This window comes from Rhizobacter terrae (genome assembly GCF_003852895.1).
In the GTDB taxonomy this organism is placed as follows: Bacteria; Pseudomonadota; Gammaproteobacteria; order Burkholderiales; family Burkholderiaceae_C; genus Albitalea; species Albitalea terrae.
This window is the reverse complement of record NZ_QUSW01000002.1, coordinates 915755-933048: the sequence shown is the minus strand read 5'-3', so window position 1 is coordinate 933048 and position 17294 is coordinate 915755. Positions and strand designations below refer to the sequence as shown.

Below are 17294 nucleotides of genomic sequence, written 5' to 3'. Positions count from 1 at the left end.
CGTCCGCCATGCACCCCCTGTCGCTGTGAGTGCAGGTGAACCAAGCATGTCGCCATTGTTTCGGGCGGAGGCGGTAGAAGCCCAGAAGGACAAGTTCCTGGGAACGATTCGCATCGCAGCAAATCCCCGCTACACGCTGGCCATGTGGGCAGCGATTCTGCTCGCGCTGGCCTTGCTCGTATTCGCATCTACAGCACAGGTCACGAGGAAGGTGAGAGTCCCTGGCCTCTTAATGCCGAGCCTCGGTTCGCTTCGCGTAGAAGCGATCGGTGCCGGAGTGATCGTGGAGATGAAAACCAAAGAAGGGGACGAGGTTAAAAAGGGGCAACCCTTGTTCATCATTCAGATCGATCGAGCAACGGCCAACGGAGAAACCTCCCTCCTTGTCGCCCAGACTATTGCGTCACGACGGCAAGCCATTGAATCGCAACGGTCGACCAAAGACTTGCAAGCAAGGCAGCGCATACAAGCTATCGAAAGCCGACTGAGAAACGGCGAGATTGAGTTCCAGCAAGCGAAAGGCGAACTGTCGCTGGCCAAGCGACGAGAGACGCTGGCGACGAGTACAGCGGAGAAGTTTCAGAAGCTCGCCAAAGAAGGGTTTGTGGCTGAAGTCCAGGCGCAGCAGAAGATTGAAGAGCAGCTTGACCTTCAGGCAAAGACGCAGGCGGTCGAACGCAGCTTGACAATGCTCAATCGGGATGCGGAGGCTCTGCGAGCAGAGCTCAAATCAACTGCTAGCCAATTGCAAGCTGATCTCTCGCAACTCGACAAGGAAGCGGCTGTCCTCAGCCAGGAGAGCATCGAGAACAGTGCCCGTGGACAGATCATTGTTCAAGCGCCTATCGCTGGGGTAGTGAGCGCAATGAGCCTGCACCTCGGCCAGGCCGTTCAGTCGGGACAAACGTTGGCGACGATCATTCCCGAATCCGGCGCAGGCCGCGAGAGCGCTCTGGAGGCGCAGCTATTTGCTCCGAGTCGGACCATAGGTTTCGTCAGGATTGGGCAGCCGGTTCTCCTCAGATACGCGGCCTATCCGTATCAGAAATTCGGGCTTCACTCGGGCGAAATCTCTTCCATCAGCCGAACGCCCTTCAATCCCCAGGACCTTCCCGCAGGACAGGGACAGACGCTCTTGGCGGCAACCCAATCCAATGAGCCTCTTTATCGGATGACAGTGAAGTTGGATGTCCAGTCGATTTCGGCCTACGGTGAGCAGCACAAGCTCAGACCTGGGCTGTCACTGGAGGCAGACGTTCTACAGGATCGTCGTTCCATTTTGGAATGGATGCTCGAACCAATGTTCGCGGTTGGCGCGTCCTCAAGAATTCCAGAGCATGCGCGAAAGGCCGGTCCGGACGGCTGACGCGCGAACCTCGGGAGGCGGAACCGGCGCCGCATGCCGCCGGAAATGTGAGACTCTAAAGACATGAGAAAAATTTCTTCTGACGAAATCCGCTGTGTCGCAGGTGGTACCGCTCCGGCGGTCGGCATGTCGGGAAATGGCCTGACAATCACCGAACTCAGCAAGGTCGGCGTGAACATCGACATCAAGATCGACATCTCCGGGAGCCTGGAAAAGACTGTCGACGCAATTGGCGGCGCGATTGCTGCCTTCTTCTGCTCCATGGTGGGTAGCGAGAAGGCATGCAAACTGGCCGATGAATACATCAAAACTCATCCCGGAACGCCGGAGGGTACGCCGGCTCCGGGCGGAAGTGGTGGGGCTGGGACAATCAATCGGTTTGAGCTCATCGTTCCGAACGACTGGTTGATTGTGGCGAGCAATGTCAACCACGTGCATGGGTAAAGCCATGTAGCCTAAAGGGCGGAGACATCTCCGCCCTTTTCTCTGCCTCTTCATGTCGAGAAGACAATGGTCGAGTACACGTTTCTATTTTCCGCTGCCCTCGCCGCAATAGTCCTATTCCTATTGCTCACCTACCGATTCCTTCGGTCGGTCGGTCTTGTTCGGCAGATCGAACCTCTCTTGCCTCAGCCGGCTACCGCGCAAAGATTTGCAGGACTGCTGCTGGGTTTGGAGGCGTTGGTTGCGCTCTATGGCGTTCACCGCAATCTGACTCTTCCATGCATGCCGCAAGGGCTTTCTCAGGCGCTCTTTGAGAATCTGACCTGGAGCGCCGCGCTGGCGGCGACTGTGGCAACGTTCCTATTCGCTGCCGTTGAAGAAGTCTTTTTTCGACTGGTACTTTTGCAGGTCCTTCGGCGATTCATGCCATTGCTTCCGGCGTTGGTGCTCCAGGCTGCAATTTTCAGTGCGGCCCATGACAACGCCAGCATCCAGGCGTTTGCCAATCGCTCGTTGGCTGGCCTTCTGTACGGGGCGTTTTTTGTCGCTACCGGGAGTTGGTGGAAAACGGCCCTGTTGCATGCCTTGTCTAATCTACCGGCGCTGGCTATTTCAGCCCTGATGTCGCATTCGCCCAACCCAGTTAACCGTCTTCTAGTTCCCCCTGCGGAGATGATCCCAGGCATGATGAACTGCTATTTGACAGTTCAGGAATCTGATTTTGTCTTCAAAATGACAGAGGTAACAATCATTGGACTGATGGCGCTGGGAGCGACGGCGTATGTCTTGACGTACGCGAAGAGAAAAACCATTCCTTTGGATGCACGGGAATCCATCGAATGAAGTTAGTTCTTCAAGGTGAAGCCGGCGAATGCGGGCTGGCATGCTTGGCAATGGTGGCCGAGGCCCACGGCATCCACACTTCTTTGCTTGAGCTCAGGCAAAAGTTCTCGTCTTCGCTGAAAGGCGCGCCGCTCAATCAGATCATCAGCGACGCTGAATGTATCGGCCTCGGTACACGAGCATTGCGCTGCGAAGTCGAGGAACTCTCGCAACTCAGCCTTCCGTGCATTCTTCATTGGGACTTGAACCACTACGTGGTCCTGAAAGGTATCCAGCGCGGGCAGGCCGTCATCCTGGACCCGGCGACCGGCATGCGACGCCTTCCAATGGCTGCCGTCTCAAAGCACTTCACGGGAGTGGCGCTGGAATGCGTGCCATTGGCGAGCTATGAAGAACGGCCCAAGAAGCCAAGGTTGAGGCTGTCTCAACTGACTGGCAGCGTCCGAGGTTTGAAGCGAGCATTGGGCAAGGTCTTTGCGCTGGCAATGGTCCTTGAGCTCTTCGCCATCGTCGGGCCTCTCTTCAATCAAGTGGTGATCGATGATGTCTTGACATCCGGTGACCGCGACCTATTGACGGTTCTTGTCCTGGGATTCGCTCTTCTCCTCATCATTCAGACAGGGATTGGTCTCTTGCGCTCCTGGATGGTGATGACACTGAGCCAAAGCGTGTTCGTGCAGTGGACCGGGAACATATTCAATCACCTGCTGCGACTTCCTGTTTCCTTCTTCGAAAATCGCCATCTCGGCGACATCGTCTCGCGCTTCGGCGCTGTAGGTGCAATTCAGAGAACGCTAACCACAGCAACACTTGAGGCGGTGCTCGATGGAATCATGGGAATGGCGGCGCTGTTCATGATGCTTGCCTACGCGCCAAGTCTGGCGGTGGTGACAATCCTTGCCGTCGCTGCCTATGGCACGCTGCGCGTACTGGCCTACAGGCCTTTTCGAGACGCGGCCGCGGAACGTCTCGTGATTTCAGCGCGAGAGAACACCCACTTCTTGGAGACGCTTCGAGCCATTCTTCCCCTCAAGTTGTTCGGAAGAGAAAACGAGCGCCGTGCTCGCTGGCAGAACTTGTTGATTGAGGTTCAGAACCGTGATGTCAAGACGGCGAAGATGGGCATTGCTTTCGGTACGGCAAACACGTTCATTTTCGGACTCGAGAATCTTCTGGTGTTCTGGCTCGGGGCGAAAATGATCATGTCCACCCAACTTGGGTCGGCAGGGGCACCGTTTACCATCGGAATGTTGGTGGCCTTCGTCAGCTACAAGTCTCAGTTTTCGGGAAGGTTTTCGTCGCTGATCAACTACGCAGTCGAGCTGCGTATGCTCGGGCTTCATGCAGAACGTCTGTCTGACATTGCCCTGTCTCCGGCTGAGCCGCACGACGCTCCTCGTAGACGCTTGGACAGTCTCACACCATCCATTGAACTGCGCAATGTGAGCTTTCGCTATAGCGAGAGTTCCGACTGGGTTCTTCGGAATCTCAATTTCTCGGTTGCCGCCGGAGAAAGCGTTGCGATCACAGGGCAATCGGGAGTTGGCAAGACTACCCTGCTAAAGGTGCTGCTCGGGATCCTCAAGCCGACGGAAGGACAGGTTCTATTCGGTGGAAATCCAATAGAAACCCTAGGCTTGTCGAATTACCGAGAGCAGCTTGGCACCGTCATGCAAGAGGATGTTCTGCTGACGGGAAGCTTGGCAGAAAACATCAGCTTTTTCGACGTCCAGCAAGACGACACCTTGATTCGCCACTGCGCGGAGGCTGCGCAAATTGCCGCAGACATCGAGCGCATGCCCATGGGCTATCAGACGCTCGTCGGCGACTTGGGGACCGGGCTCAGCGGAGGGCAAAAACAGCGGATTCTGCTCGCCCGAGCTCTTTATAAACGGCCAAAGGTTCTTGCGCTCGATGAAGCGACCAGTCATCTTGATGGTGAGAACGAGCGAGCGTTGGCGCAGCAGTTCCGAAATATGAAATTGACCCGAGTGATCATTGCCCACCGAGCAGAAACGATTGCCGGCGCTCAGCGCGTAGTCGTTCTAAAGGCTGGACAGGTATTTGAGGTCATGCGCAGCGTTGCAGCAAGGGGCCATGTCGAGCAGGCTGATCCGCGTGTGCATGCGCTATCGCAGCCAGACGACTGATCAAGGACAAACAACATCGCGGGTGCGGATTGGGCGAGGACGTGAGCCCGCCACATCTAAATCCAGCCCCCGGTTGCTCGCAACCCCTCGGCACATCCCTCACCCAAGGGATGCGCCTGCCGCGACATGACTTTCGACCAAGCCTTGCGAGGTGAGCCGCTACTAGAGTGCTTCGCAGCAATGCCCGCTCCCTGGAAGTCGCATGCCTGCTGCCGATCTGGAATCCCTGCTGTCGCCGCTTGCGGACGACGCCCCTTGCGGCGCCGATCTGGAGTACGACCCGGCGTTCCTGAGCCTGCAGGAAGCCGCGGCCGGCAAGCCTGAGCAGCAGTACGGCGACACCGTGATCGCCGCCGAGGCGCCGGACTGGCAGGCGGTGCATGAGCAGGCGCTGCAGCTGGCCGCACGCACGCGGGACCTGCGCGTGGCGACCTGGCTGGCACGCAGTGCCGCGCACGTCGAGGGCCTGCCCGGCGCCGTCCACGGACTGCGGCTGGTGCAAGGCCTGGTGCAGCGCCATTGGGAGCACGTGCATCCGCAGCTGGACGCGAGCGACAACAACGACCCCACCGCGCGCATGAATGCGTTGAGCCCGCTGGTGCATCCGAGCGCCGGCCTGGCCGACCTGCGCGCGGCGAGCCTCACCGGCAAGCGCGGCGCCCTGACGGTGCGCGACATCGAACTCGCGCTCAGCCACGCGGAGCCGCTGCCGGGCGAGACCGTGCCCACCGAGGACGGCGTGGTGCAGGGCGTGACCGATGCGCTCGCGCAGACGCCCGGCCTGGCCGAGGACATGCAGCAGGGACTGGCCGCCGTGCAAGGCCTGTCGGCGGTGCTCGAGCAGCGGGTGAACGCGAGCGCGAGCCCCGAGCTCGCGCCGCTGGCCAAGCTGATGCAGCGGGTGGCCGATGCGGCGCGCTTGGCGAACGGCCAGGCCGTGGAGCCTGCCGGCGTTCAGCAAGGCACTGCTGCCGCGCCTTCGCGCGGGCTGGGTGCCATCTCGTCCCGTGAAGACGCCATCCGCGCCCTGGACCGCGTGGCCGAGTGGATCGAGCGCAACGAGCCGAGCAACCCCGCGCCGCTGTTGATCCGCCGCTCGCAGCGCCTCATGAGCAAGAACTTCATCGACATCATCCGCGACCTTGTTCCCGATGGCCTGAACCAGATCGAGAAGCTCGCAGGAACGAGCAACTCGTAGCACACCCAAGGAGCTCACCCATGGCAACCAGCAGCCAGAAGTTCATCGCCCGAAACCGTGCACCGCGTGTGCAGATCGAGTACGACGTGGAGCTGTACGGCGCCGAGAAGAAGGTGCAGCTGCCCTTCGTGATGGGCGTGCTGTCCGACCTGTCGGGCAAGCCCAGCGAGCCGCTGCCGCCGGTGTCGGACCGCAAGTTCCTGGAGATCGACGTCGACAACTTCGACGCCCGCATGAAGTCCATGAAGCCGCGCGCGGCCTTCCAGGTGCCCAACACGCTGACGGGCGAGGGCAACCTCGCGGTGGACATCACCTTCGAGAGCATGGACGACTTCTCGCCCGCCGCGGTGGCGCGCAAGGTCGACGGGCTCAAGCAACTGCTGGAAGCCCGCCAGCAACTGGCCAACCTCGTGACCTACATGGACGGCAAGACCGGCGCCGAGGAGCTGATCTCGCAGGTCATCAAGGACGAGGCGCTGCTGAAGTCGCTGGCGGACGCGCGCAAGACGACCACCGAAGGCCAATGACGCACGAGCACACGGAGACACACCATGGCTGAAGAACTCCTCACCCAACCGTCGGCGCTGCAGGGCATCGAATACCAGGGCAGCGACTTCGCCGCGCTGCTGAACAAGGAATTCAAGCCCAAGTCCGATGGCGCGAAGTCCGCTGTCGAAGAGGCGGTGCTCACGCTCGCGCAGCAGGCGCTGTCGCAGACGAACCTGCTGGGCAGCGACGTCATCATGTCCATCGAGGCGATGATCGCCGAGCTGGACAAGCGCATGTCGCAGCAGCTCAACGCCGTGCTGCACCACCCCGACTTCCAGGCCCTGGAAAGCGCCTGGCGCGGCCTGCACTACCTCGTCAACAACACCGAGACCGACGAGATGCTGAAGATCAGCGTCTTCAACATCTCCAAGCTGGAGCTGGGCAAGACGCTCAAGCGCTACAAGGGCACGGCCTGGGACCAGAGCCCGCTGTTCAAGCGCATCTACGAAGAGGAATACGGCCAGTTCGGCGGCGAGCCCTTCGGCACCCTGGTGGGTGACTACTACTTCGACCACAGCCCGCCCGACGTGGAACTGCTGGGCGAGATGAGCAAGATCGCCGCCTCGGCGCATGCGCCGTTCATCTCCGCCGCGAGCCCGAGCCTCATGCAGATGGGCTCGTGGCAGGAACTGTCCAACCCGCGCGACCTCACCAAGATCTACACCACGCCCGAGTACGCGGCCTGGCGCTCGCTGCGCTCGTCGGAAGACGCACGCTACGTGGGCCTGGCGATGCCGCGCTTCCTCTCGCGCCTGCCCTACGGCGCCAAGACCAACCCGGTGGAGGAGTTCAACTTCGAGGAAGAGACCGCGGGCGGCCAGCACGGCGCCTACACCTGGGCCAACTCGGCCTACGCGATGGCGGTGAACATCAACCGCTCGTTCAAGATGTACGGCTGGTGCTCGCGCATCCGCGGCATCGAGTCGGGCGGCGCGGTCGAAGGGCTGCCTGCGCACACCTTCCCGACCGACGAAGGCGGCATCGCGATGAAGTGCCCGACCGAGATCGCCATCAGCGACCGGCGCGAGGCCGAACTCGCCAAGAACGGCTTCATGCCGCTGGTGCACCGCAAGAACTCCGACTTCGCAGCCTTCATCGGCGCGCAGTCGCTGCAAAAGCCCGACGAGTACGACGACCCCGACGCGACGGCCAACGCCAACCTCGCCGCGCGGCTGCCCTACCTCTTCGCCTGCTGCCGCTTCGCGCACTACCTGAAGTGCATCGTGCGCGACAAGGTGGGTTCGTTCAAGGAGCGCGACGACATGCAGCGCTGGCTGAACAAATGGATCATGAACTACGTGGACGGCGACCCGGCCAACTCCTCGGAGGACACCAAGTCGCGCAAGCCGCTGGCCGCGGCGGAGGTGACGGTGGAGGAGGTGCCCGGCAACCCCGGCTACTACACCTCCAAGTTCTTCCTGCGTCCGCACTACCAGCTCGAGGGGCTGACCGTTTCGCTGCGGCTGGTGTCCAAGCTGCCGTCGCAGAAGGCGGGCTGAGTTTTTCCCTTGTCGCCATCAGGAGCACATGCGCGTCGTGTGTGCTTCCCGGGCTCTGAGCAAGCGAACGACGCGCATCACCCAAGGAGGACTGCCACATGGCACACGTTGACTATTTCCTGAAGATCGAAGGCGTCGATGGTGAATCGACCGACGACAAGCACAAGGGCGAGATCGAGCTCGAGTCGTGGAGCTTCGGAGGCACCAACGGCGGCTCGTTCAACAGTGGCGGTGGCGGCGGCACCGGCAAGGTCGCGCTGCAGGACTTCAACTTCGTGAAGAAGACCGACAAGGCCTCGGCCAAGCTCTTCACCAGCTGCTGCACAGGCGAGCACCTGAAGAAGGCCACGCTCGTATGCCGCAAGGCCGGCAAGGAACAGCAGGAATTCCTCACCATCGTGCTGACCAGCGTGCTCGTGAGCTCCTACCAGACCGGCGGCTCGGCGGGTTCGGACATCATCCCGATGGACCAGGTGTCGCTGAACTTCGCGAAGATCGAATACAAGTACAAGGAGCAGAAGGCAGACGGCTCGCTGGGCGGCGAGATGGTCGGCGGCTGGGACGTCACCACCAACAAGCCGGCCTGAGTCCGGCTGCGCAGCCCGCCTTTGATCGAGGCGCCGCCGGGCGCCTCGGCGGGCGTGCTCGTGCCATCCGCAAGGAGGCATTCGATGCCCATCGATCCGAACGGCAATGCGGCTGCGGCCGCAGACATCTTCCTGCACGTGCAGACCAAGCGTGCCGGCAAGGTGAAAGGCGAGGCGAGCACGCAGGGCCACGTCGACGACATCGAGCTGGTCGGCTGGCGCTGGGGTGCCCAGGCGGGCTCGGCGATCGGCTCGACCGCGTCGACCGCACGGCGGCAATACCAGCCGCTGGTGGCGCTCAAGCGCATCGACTCGGCGTCCACCGGCCTGCTCAGCGCGCTGGCGACCAACGACGAGGTCAAGGAAGCCAAGCTGACCATGCGCAAGGCCGGGGGTGAGGCGCTGGACTACTTGCGCATCACCTTGGCCGGTGCCCGCGTGACCGACATCGACGTGGAAGTCGACGCCCACGGCGTGCCATTGGAGAAGGTGGTCATCGCCTTCACCAAGGTCGACATCGAGTACCAGCGGCAGACGAGCGCGGGCGCCAGCGCCGGCGCATTCACCTTCAGCGACGAAGTCCTACCGAAGTGACATGAACACCCCCGAAGAATTCCTGGCCGCGGGCGATCCGCACAGCGCGCTCGAACTCCTGCATCGCCAGGTGCGCGAGCGTCCGGCGGATGCGAAGCTGCGCGTCTTCCTGTTCCAGCTGCTGTGCGTGCTGGGGCAGTGGCAGCGCGCGCTCAACCAGCTGCAGGTGTGCGGCGAGATGGACGCGGGCACCTTGCCGATGGTGAACACCTACCGCGAGGCCTTGCATTGCGAGGCCGTGCGCGAGGCGGTGTTCGCCGGCAACACCACGCCCATGGTGTTCGGCCAGCCGCAGGTGTGGCTGGCCTCGCTGGCCGAGGCGCTGCAGGCGCAGGCCCGCGGCGACGACGAGCTGGCGTCGCGCCTGCGGCAGGGTGCCTTCGAGATGGCCCCAGCGACCTCGGGCAGCATCGACGGCATCGGTTTCGAGTGGATTGCCGATGCCGACTCGCGCCTGGGGCCGGTGCTGGAGGTGATCATCAACGGCAAGTACGGCTGGATGCCATTCGCGTCGCTCACCTCGGTGATGATCGATCCGCCCAGCGACCTGCGCGACCTCGTGTGGGCACCGGCCCACCTGCACTTCGCCAACGGCGGCGAGACGGTGGCGCTGATTCCCACGCGCTACTGCGGCACGGGCGAGCAGCGCGATGCCGCCTTGCAGATGTCGCGCAAGACCGAGTGGCTGCCCATCGGTGACGAGCAGTACCGCGGCCTCGGTCAGCGTGTGCTGTCCACCGACGCGCAGGAAGTGGGTGTGCTGGAGGTGCGCGAGATCAAGCTGCTCACGCAGCCGTCCGCGGATCCGGTGCATTGACCGGGGCGCCGCCATGCCCGTCGACGTCCGCAACCGCCTGCAGCCCGCACTGCTGGACCGCCTGACCGATGAGCGGCCGGACGAGCGGGTGGAAGCGGACGAGCACCGCGTGATGTCCAAGACGCAGCTGCGCCAGGCGGTGCTGCGCGACCTCGGGGCCTTGTTCAACGCGGTGCAGCCGCTGGGCCGCGAGGCGGACGCGCATCCGCTGCTGCCTGGCAGTGTCTTGAACTTTGGCCTGCCGGCCTTGTCGGGCCAGCTCGCCTCCAGGCTAGACGTGAGCGTGCTGGAGACGGCCATCCGCCAGGCCATCGTCCGCTTCGAGCCACGCATCCTGCCCGACACGCTGGAGGTGCATGCGCTGGAGGCGACGACGGTGCTGGACACGCACAACGTCATCGAATTCGAGATCCGCGGCCATTTGTGGTCGCAGCCGGTGCCACTGGAGATCCTGCTGCGCACGCAGCTGGACCTGGAGGCGGGGCAGGTGGAAGTGCGGGATTCCGGCGCGGGCGCCATGTCGGCCCAGCGCCGTTCCTGACGAGGTGGAGTCCGAGATCGACCAGGGAGAAAAGCATGCCAACAGGATTCGATTTGCGCGGCGGCATCCGCGACCGTCAGATCAACACCCACGGGCACACGCAGAACTGCTACTACTGCACTGTGTCGGCCCTTGTCGGAAAGTCCACCAGCAAGGTGGTCGCGCAGACGCAGACGATGCAGCAGGACCAGGCGGAAGTGAAGGAGATCCTGGACCTGTTCCGCAGTGCCGGATTCCAGAACATCCAGTGCCTGAAAGGCCTGCTGAACAAGGACCAGGTCGAGGATGAGCTGGACATGTGGCTGGACGAGGGCGACGCCATCGGACTGGCCTACGTGAGAAGCGACAGGACCGGGCACATGGTGGTGCTGCTCAATGACGGTGGCCAAAAGCGGTGCATCGACTTCCAGAAGCCACCGGGGAACCGGGAAACCGGATTCCCCCCGGAGTCCAACATCCTGGGCTACTACGTCTTTTGTGGACTTTGACCCACGAAGAACTTACCTGACAAGAGGCCGCTCATGCCGACACTGGACCTGTACTACTCGCAGTCCCTGCTGGGACACTTCACGCTCATCGTCTATGACCGCAGCGAGCTGATTGTCAACCGCGTGCACATGGTGGACCGCGATGCCGAGGCCGCGCACGGCGGCAAGCTGGCATGGGCCATTCACAAGGTTCAGCAGCTCACGGGCTTTGCCACGAGCAACGTGCTCGACGACATCAAGTCGTCACCCGCGGCCTTCGAGGCGCGGGTGAACTACGCTGCTCCCGGGCGGCAACTGCTCAAGCAATGGGCCATCACCGTGCCGCAGATGGACACCATGCTCAACTGGGTCCACCAGCTCACCGAACAGCAAAACGTCGGCCATTTCGGCAGCTACGGCTACGTGGTCTACAGCAACAACGTGGACAACTGCGGCAGCTTCGCCATCAAGTGCCTGGCGCAGGCAGGCATCACCGTGCAGTTGTCGACGCTGAAGTCGTGGATTCAACTGCCCACGCTCATCAAGGGCGACGTCTGAATTTCAGCAGCGGCGCGCCATGGACCCCCGCCTCCTGCGCCTGTACACCGACGAACTCACGCACCTGCGCGAGGTCGGTGCCGAGTTCGCGCAGGAGTTCCCGAAGATCGCCTCGCGCCTGGGGCTGGAAGGCATGGAGGTCACCGACCCCTATGTCGAGCGGTTGCTGGAAGGATTCGCCTTCCTGGCCGCGCGCGTGCAGCTCAAGATCGAATCGGAACAGCCCCGGCTGATCGCCCACCTGCTGGAGGCGACCTACCCGAACTTCCTCGCGCCGGTGCCGTCGATGATGGTCGCGCGGCTGGGCATCGACACCGCCGATCCGAACCTGGTGAAAGGCTTCTCCGTGCCGCGCGGCAGTGCGGTGTGGTCGGAGCTGGCGCGCGGGCAGGACACGCACTGCGAGTTCCGCACGGCGCATGAGGTGACGCTGTGGCCCGTCGAGCTGGCAGGCGTGTCGTACTTCACCTGGGCACCGGACCTGGCGGCGGCGCGCCTGCCGCAGATGCAAGGCGTGCGCGGCGGCTTGCGCATCCGCCTGAAGTGCGGCGGCGGCCTGCTGTTCAGGCAACTGGGCATGGACCGGCTGGCCTTCTACATCAGCGCGCCGGGTGACGTCGCCTTCCGGCTGCATGAGCTGGTCCACGGTGCGGCCCTGGGCTCCATGGTGCGCGGCACGTCGGCCGACGAGGGCGCGCAGGCATCCACGCAATGGCGTGGCGGCGACAGCGTGCGTCCGCTGGGTTTCGCGGCCGACGAGGCCTTGCTGCCCGAGTCCTTGCGGGCGTTCTCCGGCTACCGCCTGCTGCAGGAGGCGGCGGCCATGCCGCAGCGCCTGCTGTTCTTCGAGATCGGCGACCTGGCGCCGCGGCTGGCCCAGGTGGCCGGAGACGAGGCGGAGCTGATCGTCTTCTTCGAGCGGGGCGACGCCGCGCTCGAAGCCCTGGTCGACACCGGCAGCCTGTCGCTGCATTGCACGCCGGCCATCAACCTGTTCCACAAGCGGCTGGACCGCATCCAGCTCGGACTGGGCGAGTGGGAATACCACGTGGTGCCCGACCGCACGCGGCCGATGGACCACGAGGTGCACAGCATCGCCTCGGTGACGGGCTTCGGCACGGGCCTGGTGGCGCAGCAGGAGTTCCGGCCGCTGTACGCGAGCTTCCACGACATCCCCGCCGAAGCGCGCGGCGAGGCCAGCGGCTACTACACCGTGCGGCGCGAGCCGCGGCTCTTGTCGCAGCGGCAGCGCCAGCATGGCTCGCGCTCGTCCTACATCGGCGAGGAGGTCTACCTCTCGCTGGTCGATGCGCAGCACGCGCCTTACCTGGAAGACGTGCGGCAGCTCTCGGTGTCGGCCTGGGTGAGCAACCGCGACCTGCCCACGCTGCTGCCGCACGGGTCGCCCGAAGGTGCCGAACGCTGGCGGCTCGAATCGCCGGGGCCAGTGCTGCGCGTGCAGGCCTTGTGCGGGCCGACGCGGCCAGTCACCCGCAGGCCCGTTGGCGAGCTGGGCTGGCAGCTGGTGAACCACCTCACGCTCAACCACCTCTCGCTGGTGGGCGAGGCGCCGGAGCAGGCCGCCGCTGCATTGCGAACGATGCTCGCGTTGTACGCGCCGCCCGAAGACACGGCCTGGCGGCGGCAGATCGAGGGCGTGCGCGGCGTGCAGGCGCGGTCGGTCACGCGGCGCCTGCCGGTGAAGGGCCCCATCAGCTTCGGCAACGGCATCGAGATCGTGCTGGAGCTGGACGAGCTGGCCTACCAGGGGACCGGCGCCTTCATGTTCGCCAGCGTGCTGGAGCGCTTCTTCGCGCGGCATGCGGCGATCAACAGCTTCACCCAGCTCACCTTGCGCACGCCGCAGCGCGGCGAGGTGATGCGCTGGCCGCCGCGCACGGGCCTGCGGGAGACCGTATGAACCGCCGCGATGCGCCCTGGCAGGACATGCAGCTGGCGGCCTTGTTCGAGCGCCTGCAGGCCCAGCCGCGCGACCACGACTTCTTCGCCGTGCTGCGGCGCGTGGAGGCCTTGCACCCGCAATGGCCCCGGCTGGGCGAGGCGCTGCGTCCATCGCAGGAGGCGCTGCGCCTGGGGCAGGACCCGGAGCTGGACTTCGCACCGGCCGCGCTGGAAAGTTTCGTTGCCGGACGAGGCACGCCGCCACGACTGGGCGTGCGCTTCTTCGGCCTGCTCGGTCCGCAGGGGCCCATGCCGTTGCACTTCACCGAGTACGTCCGCGAGCGGCTGCGGTCCCGCGGCGATGCGACGCTCGCACGCTTCCTGGATGTGTTCCACCATCGCTTGCTCGCCTTGTTCTACCGGGCCTGGGCGCAGGCCCAGCCGGCGGTGCACCGCGACCGGCCGGATGCGGACCGCTTCTCGGCCTGGCTGGGTGCCGCCCTGGGCCTGGACGACGCATCGAAGGCACGGCGCGAAGTGCCGCGCGAGGCCTGGCTGTTCCAGGCCGGCCTGCTGGGCGCGCGCAGCCGCCATGCCGAAGGACTGGCCAAGCTGCTCTCGCAATACTTCCAGGTGCCGGTGCGCATCGAGCAGCACGTGCCGCAGTGGCTGGCCCTGGACCCGGCCGACCGCAGCCGCCTGGGCTACTCGCGCAGCCGGCCCGAACGCCGCAGCACGCCGCCGGCCTTGCTCGGCAGCACCGCCAGCAGTGGTTCGAGACAGCGCGACCTGCAGTTCAAGTTCCGCATCGTGCTCGGGCCGCTGGCGCTGGCGCAGTACGAAGGCTTCCTGCCCGGCCGTCCCGCGTGGCGCGCCTTGCGCGAATGGGTGCTGCACTACGTCGGCCTGGACCTGACCTGGGATGTCCAGCTGGTCCTCGCGCAGGCCGACCTGCCCGAGCCTCGCCTGACCCGCCACGCCCGCCTGGGCCTCACCAGCTGGATGGGCCGCCGCGGGCGCGACCGCGATCGCAACGACCTGCGCCTGCGGCCCGACAACACCTTCCTGCTTCGCCATGGAGCCGCTCATGCATGAGATCTCACGCACCGCCTTGTTCGGCAAGCTCAACCCGCTGGCCTACAAGGCCATCGAAGGTGCCACCGTGTTCTGCAAGCTGCGCGGCAACGCCTACGTGGAACTGCAGCACTGGCTGGTGCAGATCCTCAACACGCCGGACTCGGACCTGCACCGCATTGCCAAACACTTCGGGCTGGACTCGGCGGTCCTCGCCTCGGACCTGACCGCCGCGCTCGACCGCCTGCCGCGCGGCGCCAGTTCGGTGACCGACCTGTCGAGCTGGATCGAGGATTCGGTGGAGCGGGCCTGGGTGTATGCCTCGCTGATGTTCGGCGACACGCAGGTGCGCACCGGCCATCTCGTCGTCGGCCTGCTGAAGACGGCCACGCTGCGCAATGCGCTCTTGAGCATCTCCAAGCAATTCGACCGCATCAAGGCGGAGGAGCTGACGGCGCATTTCGCGAAGATCGTCGAAGGCTCGCCCGAGAACGCCATGCGCGCCACCGACGGCTCAGGGACCGCTGCCGAACCCGGCGAGGCCAGCGGCGCCATCGCGCCCGCTGCCATGGGCAAGCAGGAGGCCCTCAAGCGCTATGCGGTGGACCTGACCGAGCGGGCCCGCAAGGGTGAGATCGATCCGGTGGCCGGGCGCGACGAAGAAATCCGCCAGATCGTCGACATCCTCATGCGGAGGCGGCAGAACAACCCCATCCTCACCGGCGAGGCCGGCGTGGGCAAGACGGCGGTGGTCGAAGGCTTTGCGCTGCGCCTGGCGCGCGGCGACGTGCCGCCGTCGCTGAAGGACGTGTCGCTGCACGTGCTGGACATCGGGCTGTTGCAGGCCGGCGCCAGCATGAAGGGTGAGTTCGAGAACCGCCTGCGCTCTGTCATCGACGAGGTGCAGGCCTCGGCCAAGCCCATCATCCTCTTCATCGACGAAGCACACACGCTGATCGGCGCGGGCGGCGCGGCCGGCACGGGCGATGCGGCCAACCTGCTCAAGCCGGCCCTGGCGCGGGGCAAGCTGCGCACCATCGCGGCCACGACGTGGGCCGAGTACAAGAAGCACATCGAGAAAGACGCGGCGCTCACCCGGCGCTTCCAGGTGGTGCAGGTGGACGAGCCCGATGAAGAGAAAGCGGTGCTCATGCTGCGCGGCGTGGCCAGCATCCTGGAGCGTCACCACCGCGTGGCCTTGCTGGACGAAGCCATCACCGCGGCGGTGCGCCTGTCCCACCGCTACATTCCGGCGCGGCAGCTGCCCGACAAGGCGGTGAGCCTGCTGGACACGGCGTGCGCGCGCGTCGCCGTCAGCCAGCACGCCACGCCGCCGGAGCTGGAAGACTGCCAGCGCCGGCTCGAAGCCTTGAAGATCGAGCGGGAGATCATCGACCGCGAGGAGTCCATCGGCATCGAGGTGGGCGAGCGGCGCAAGCGCACCGTGCGCGCCATCGACGACGAGCAGACGCGCCTGGCCGTGCTGCACAAGCGCCACGACGAGGAGAAGTCGCTGGTCGACCGCATCCTCGACATCCGTGCGACGCTGCGTGCGGAAAAGCCGCCCGAGCCGAAAGAACGCGAGCCGTTGCTGCGTGAACTGTCGGGCCTGCAGGCCAAGCTCACGGGGCTGCAGGGCGATGCACCGCTCATCCTGCCCACGGTGGACGAGCAGGCCGTGGCCGGCGTGGTGCAGGACTGGACCGGCGTGCCGGTGGGCCGCATGGTGAAGAACGAAGTGGAGTCCGTGCTGCGGCTGGCCGACACGCTGAACCAGCGCGTCATCGGGCAGAAGCATGCGCTGGAGATCATTGCGCGCCGCATCCAGACCTCGCGGGCGCGGCTGGACAACCCCAACAAGCCCATCGGCGTGTTCATGCTGTGCGGCACCTCGGGCGTGGGCAAGACGGAGACGGCGCTGGCGCTGGCCGAGGCCTTGTACGGCGGCGAGCAGAACGTCATCACCATCAACATGAGCGAGTTCCAGGAGGCGCACACCGTCTCCACGCTCAAGGGCTCGCCGCCGGGCTACGTGGGCTACGGGGAAGGCGGCGTGCTCACCGAGGCGGTGCGGCGCCGGCCGTACAGCGTGGTGCTGCTCGACGAGGTGGAGAAGGCCCACCCCGACGTGCACGAACTCTTCTTCCAGGTCTTCGACAAGGGCTGGATGGAAGACGGCGAGGGCCGCGGCATCGACTTCAAGAACACCATCATCCTGCTGACGAGCAACGTTGGCAGCGAGCTCATCATGAGCATGTGCCGCGACCCGGAGCTGATGCCCGAGCCCGAAGGGATCGCCGCCGCGCTGCGCACCCCGCTGCTCAAGGCCTTCCCCGCGGCGCTGCTCGGTCGGCTGGTGGTGGTGCCTTACTACCCGCTGTCGGACCAGATGATGGGCGACATCGTGCGCCTGCAGCTGGGCCGCATCAAGAAGCGCGTGGCCGACAACCACGGCATTCCCTTCGAGTACGGCGATGACGTGGTCAAGCTGGTGGTGTCGCGCTGCACCGAGGCCGAGTCGGGTGGACGGGTGATCGACGCCATCCTCACCAACACCGTGCTGCCGCGCATCTCGGTGGAGTACCTCGGCCGGCTCACGGCAGGCGAGTCCCTGCGGGCGATCCGCCTGGGTGTGTCGGAGGGCGAGTTCACCTACAGCTTCGAGTGAGGCGATGACTTTCGTCCCTTTACGGCCATGGTGCCGC

The 17294-nt window shown here is 64.6% G+C and carries 16 protein-coding genes; all 16 read left to right on the top strand.

What is annotated here, in order from left to right; all coding sequences use genetic code 11:
- Positions 1-46: 46 nt before the first annotated feature.
- The 16 genes from DZC73_RS11400 to tssH all read left to right on the top strand — a co-directional run bounded on the left by DZC73_RS11400 (position 47) and on the right by tssH (position 17257).
- Positions 47-1366, top strand: a complete 1320-nt coding sequence (locus DZC73_RS11400) for an HlyD family secretion protein (RefSeq protein ID WP_124540327.1) — start codon at positions 47-49, stop codon at positions 1364-1366.
- 63 nt (positions 1367-1429) lie between these two features.
- Positions 1430-1810, top strand: coding sequence for a hypothetical protein (locus DZC73_RS11395; RefSeq protein WP_124540326.1), 381 nt, complete (start codon positions 1430-1432; stop codon positions 1808-1810).
- A 66-nt stretch (positions 1811-1876) separates the two neighbouring features.
- Complete coding sequence (locus DZC73_RS11390; protein WP_124540325.1) at positions 1877-2653, top strand: CPBP family intramembrane glutamic endopeptidase; 777 nt, start codon at positions 1877-1879, stop codon at positions 2651-2653.
- On the top strand, positions 2650-4803 hold the full coding sequence (locus DZC73_RS11385) for a peptidase domain-containing ABC transporter (protein WP_124540324.1): 2154 nt from the start codon (positions 2650-2652) through the stop codon (positions 4801-4803). Before DZC73_RS11390 ends, DZC73_RS11385 begins: the two co-directional genes overlap by 4 nt.
- A 202-nt stretch (positions 4804-5005) precedes the next feature.
- Complete coding sequence (gene tssA, locus DZC73_RS11380) at positions 5006-6001, top strand: type VI secretion system protein TssA (RefSeq protein ID WP_124540323.1); 996 nt, start codon at positions 5006-5008, stop codon at positions 5999-6001.
- 20 nt (positions 6002-6021) lie between these two features.
- Positions 6022-6528, top strand: a complete 507-nt coding sequence (tssB, locus tag DZC73_RS11375) for a type VI secretion system contractile sheath small subunit (RefSeq protein ID WP_124540322.1) — start codon at positions 6022-6024, stop codon at positions 6526-6528.
- A 24-nt stretch (positions 6529-6552) separates the two neighbouring features.
- The gene (tssC, locus tag DZC73_RS11370; protein WP_124540321.1) at positions 6553-8049 is read left to right on the top strand and encodes a type VI secretion system contractile sheath large subunit; all 1497 of its coding nucleotides are present in this window, start codon (positions 6553-6555) and stop codon (positions 8047-8049) included.
- A 98-nt stretch (positions 8050-8147) separates the two neighbouring features.
- Complete coding sequence (locus DZC73_RS11365) at positions 8148-8636, top strand: Hcp family type VI secretion system effector (protein ID WP_124540320.1); 489 nt, start codon at positions 8148-8150, stop codon at positions 8634-8636.
- 84 nt (positions 8637-8720) lie between these two features.
- On the top strand, positions 8721-9230 hold the full coding sequence (locus DZC73_RS11360) for an Hcp family type VI secretion system effector (RefSeq protein WP_124540319.1): 510 nt from the start codon (positions 8721-8723) through the stop codon (positions 9228-9230).
- Between the two features lies 1 nt (position 9231).
- The gene (locus DZC73_RS11355; RefSeq protein ID WP_124540318.1) at positions 9232-10047 is read left to right on the top strand and encodes a type VI secretion system accessory protein TagJ; all 816 of its coding nucleotides are present in this window, start codon (positions 9232-9234) and stop codon (positions 10045-10047) included.
- Between the two features lie 13 nt (positions 10048-10060).
- The gene (tssE, locus tag DZC73_RS11350; RefSeq protein WP_124540317.1) at positions 10061-10588 is read left to right on the top strand and encodes a type VI secretion system baseplate subunit TssE; all 528 of its coding nucleotides are present in this window, start codon (positions 10061-10063) and stop codon (positions 10586-10588) included.
- A 35-nt stretch (positions 10589-10623) separates the two neighbouring features.
- Positions 10624-11076 (top strand): hypothetical protein, encoded by a 453-nt coding sequence (locus tag DZC73_RS11345; RefSeq protein ID WP_124540316.1) that lies wholly within the window; start codon positions 10624-10626, stop codon positions 11074-11076.
- A 33-nt stretch (positions 11077-11109) separates the two neighbouring features.
- A complete protein-coding gene (locus tag DZC73_RS11340) occupies positions 11110-11613 on the top strand; it encodes a hypothetical protein (protein ID WP_124540315.1) in 504 nt (167 codons plus the stop codon).
- Between the two features lie 19 nt (positions 11614-11632).
- Positions 11633-13534, top strand: coding sequence for a type VI secretion system baseplate subunit TssF (gene tssF, locus DZC73_RS11335; RefSeq protein WP_124540314.1), 1902 nt, complete (start codon positions 11633-11635; stop codon positions 13532-13534).
- On the top strand, positions 13531-14610 hold the full coding sequence (gene tssG / locus DZC73_RS11330; protein ID WP_235835078.1) for a type VI secretion system baseplate subunit TssG: 1080 nt from the start codon (positions 13531-13533) through the stop codon (positions 14608-14610). The genes tssF and tssG overlap by 4 nt, the downstream gene beginning before the upstream one ends.
- Positions 14603-17257: a type VI secretion system ATPase TssH gene (tssH, locus tag DZC73_RS11325; protein WP_124540313.1), complete on the top strand. Its 2655-nt coding sequence runs from the start codon at positions 14603-14605 to the stop codon at positions 17255-17257. Before tssG ends, tssH begins: the two co-directional genes overlap by 8 nt.
- The last annotated feature ends 37 nt before the right edge of the window (positions 17258-17294 follow it).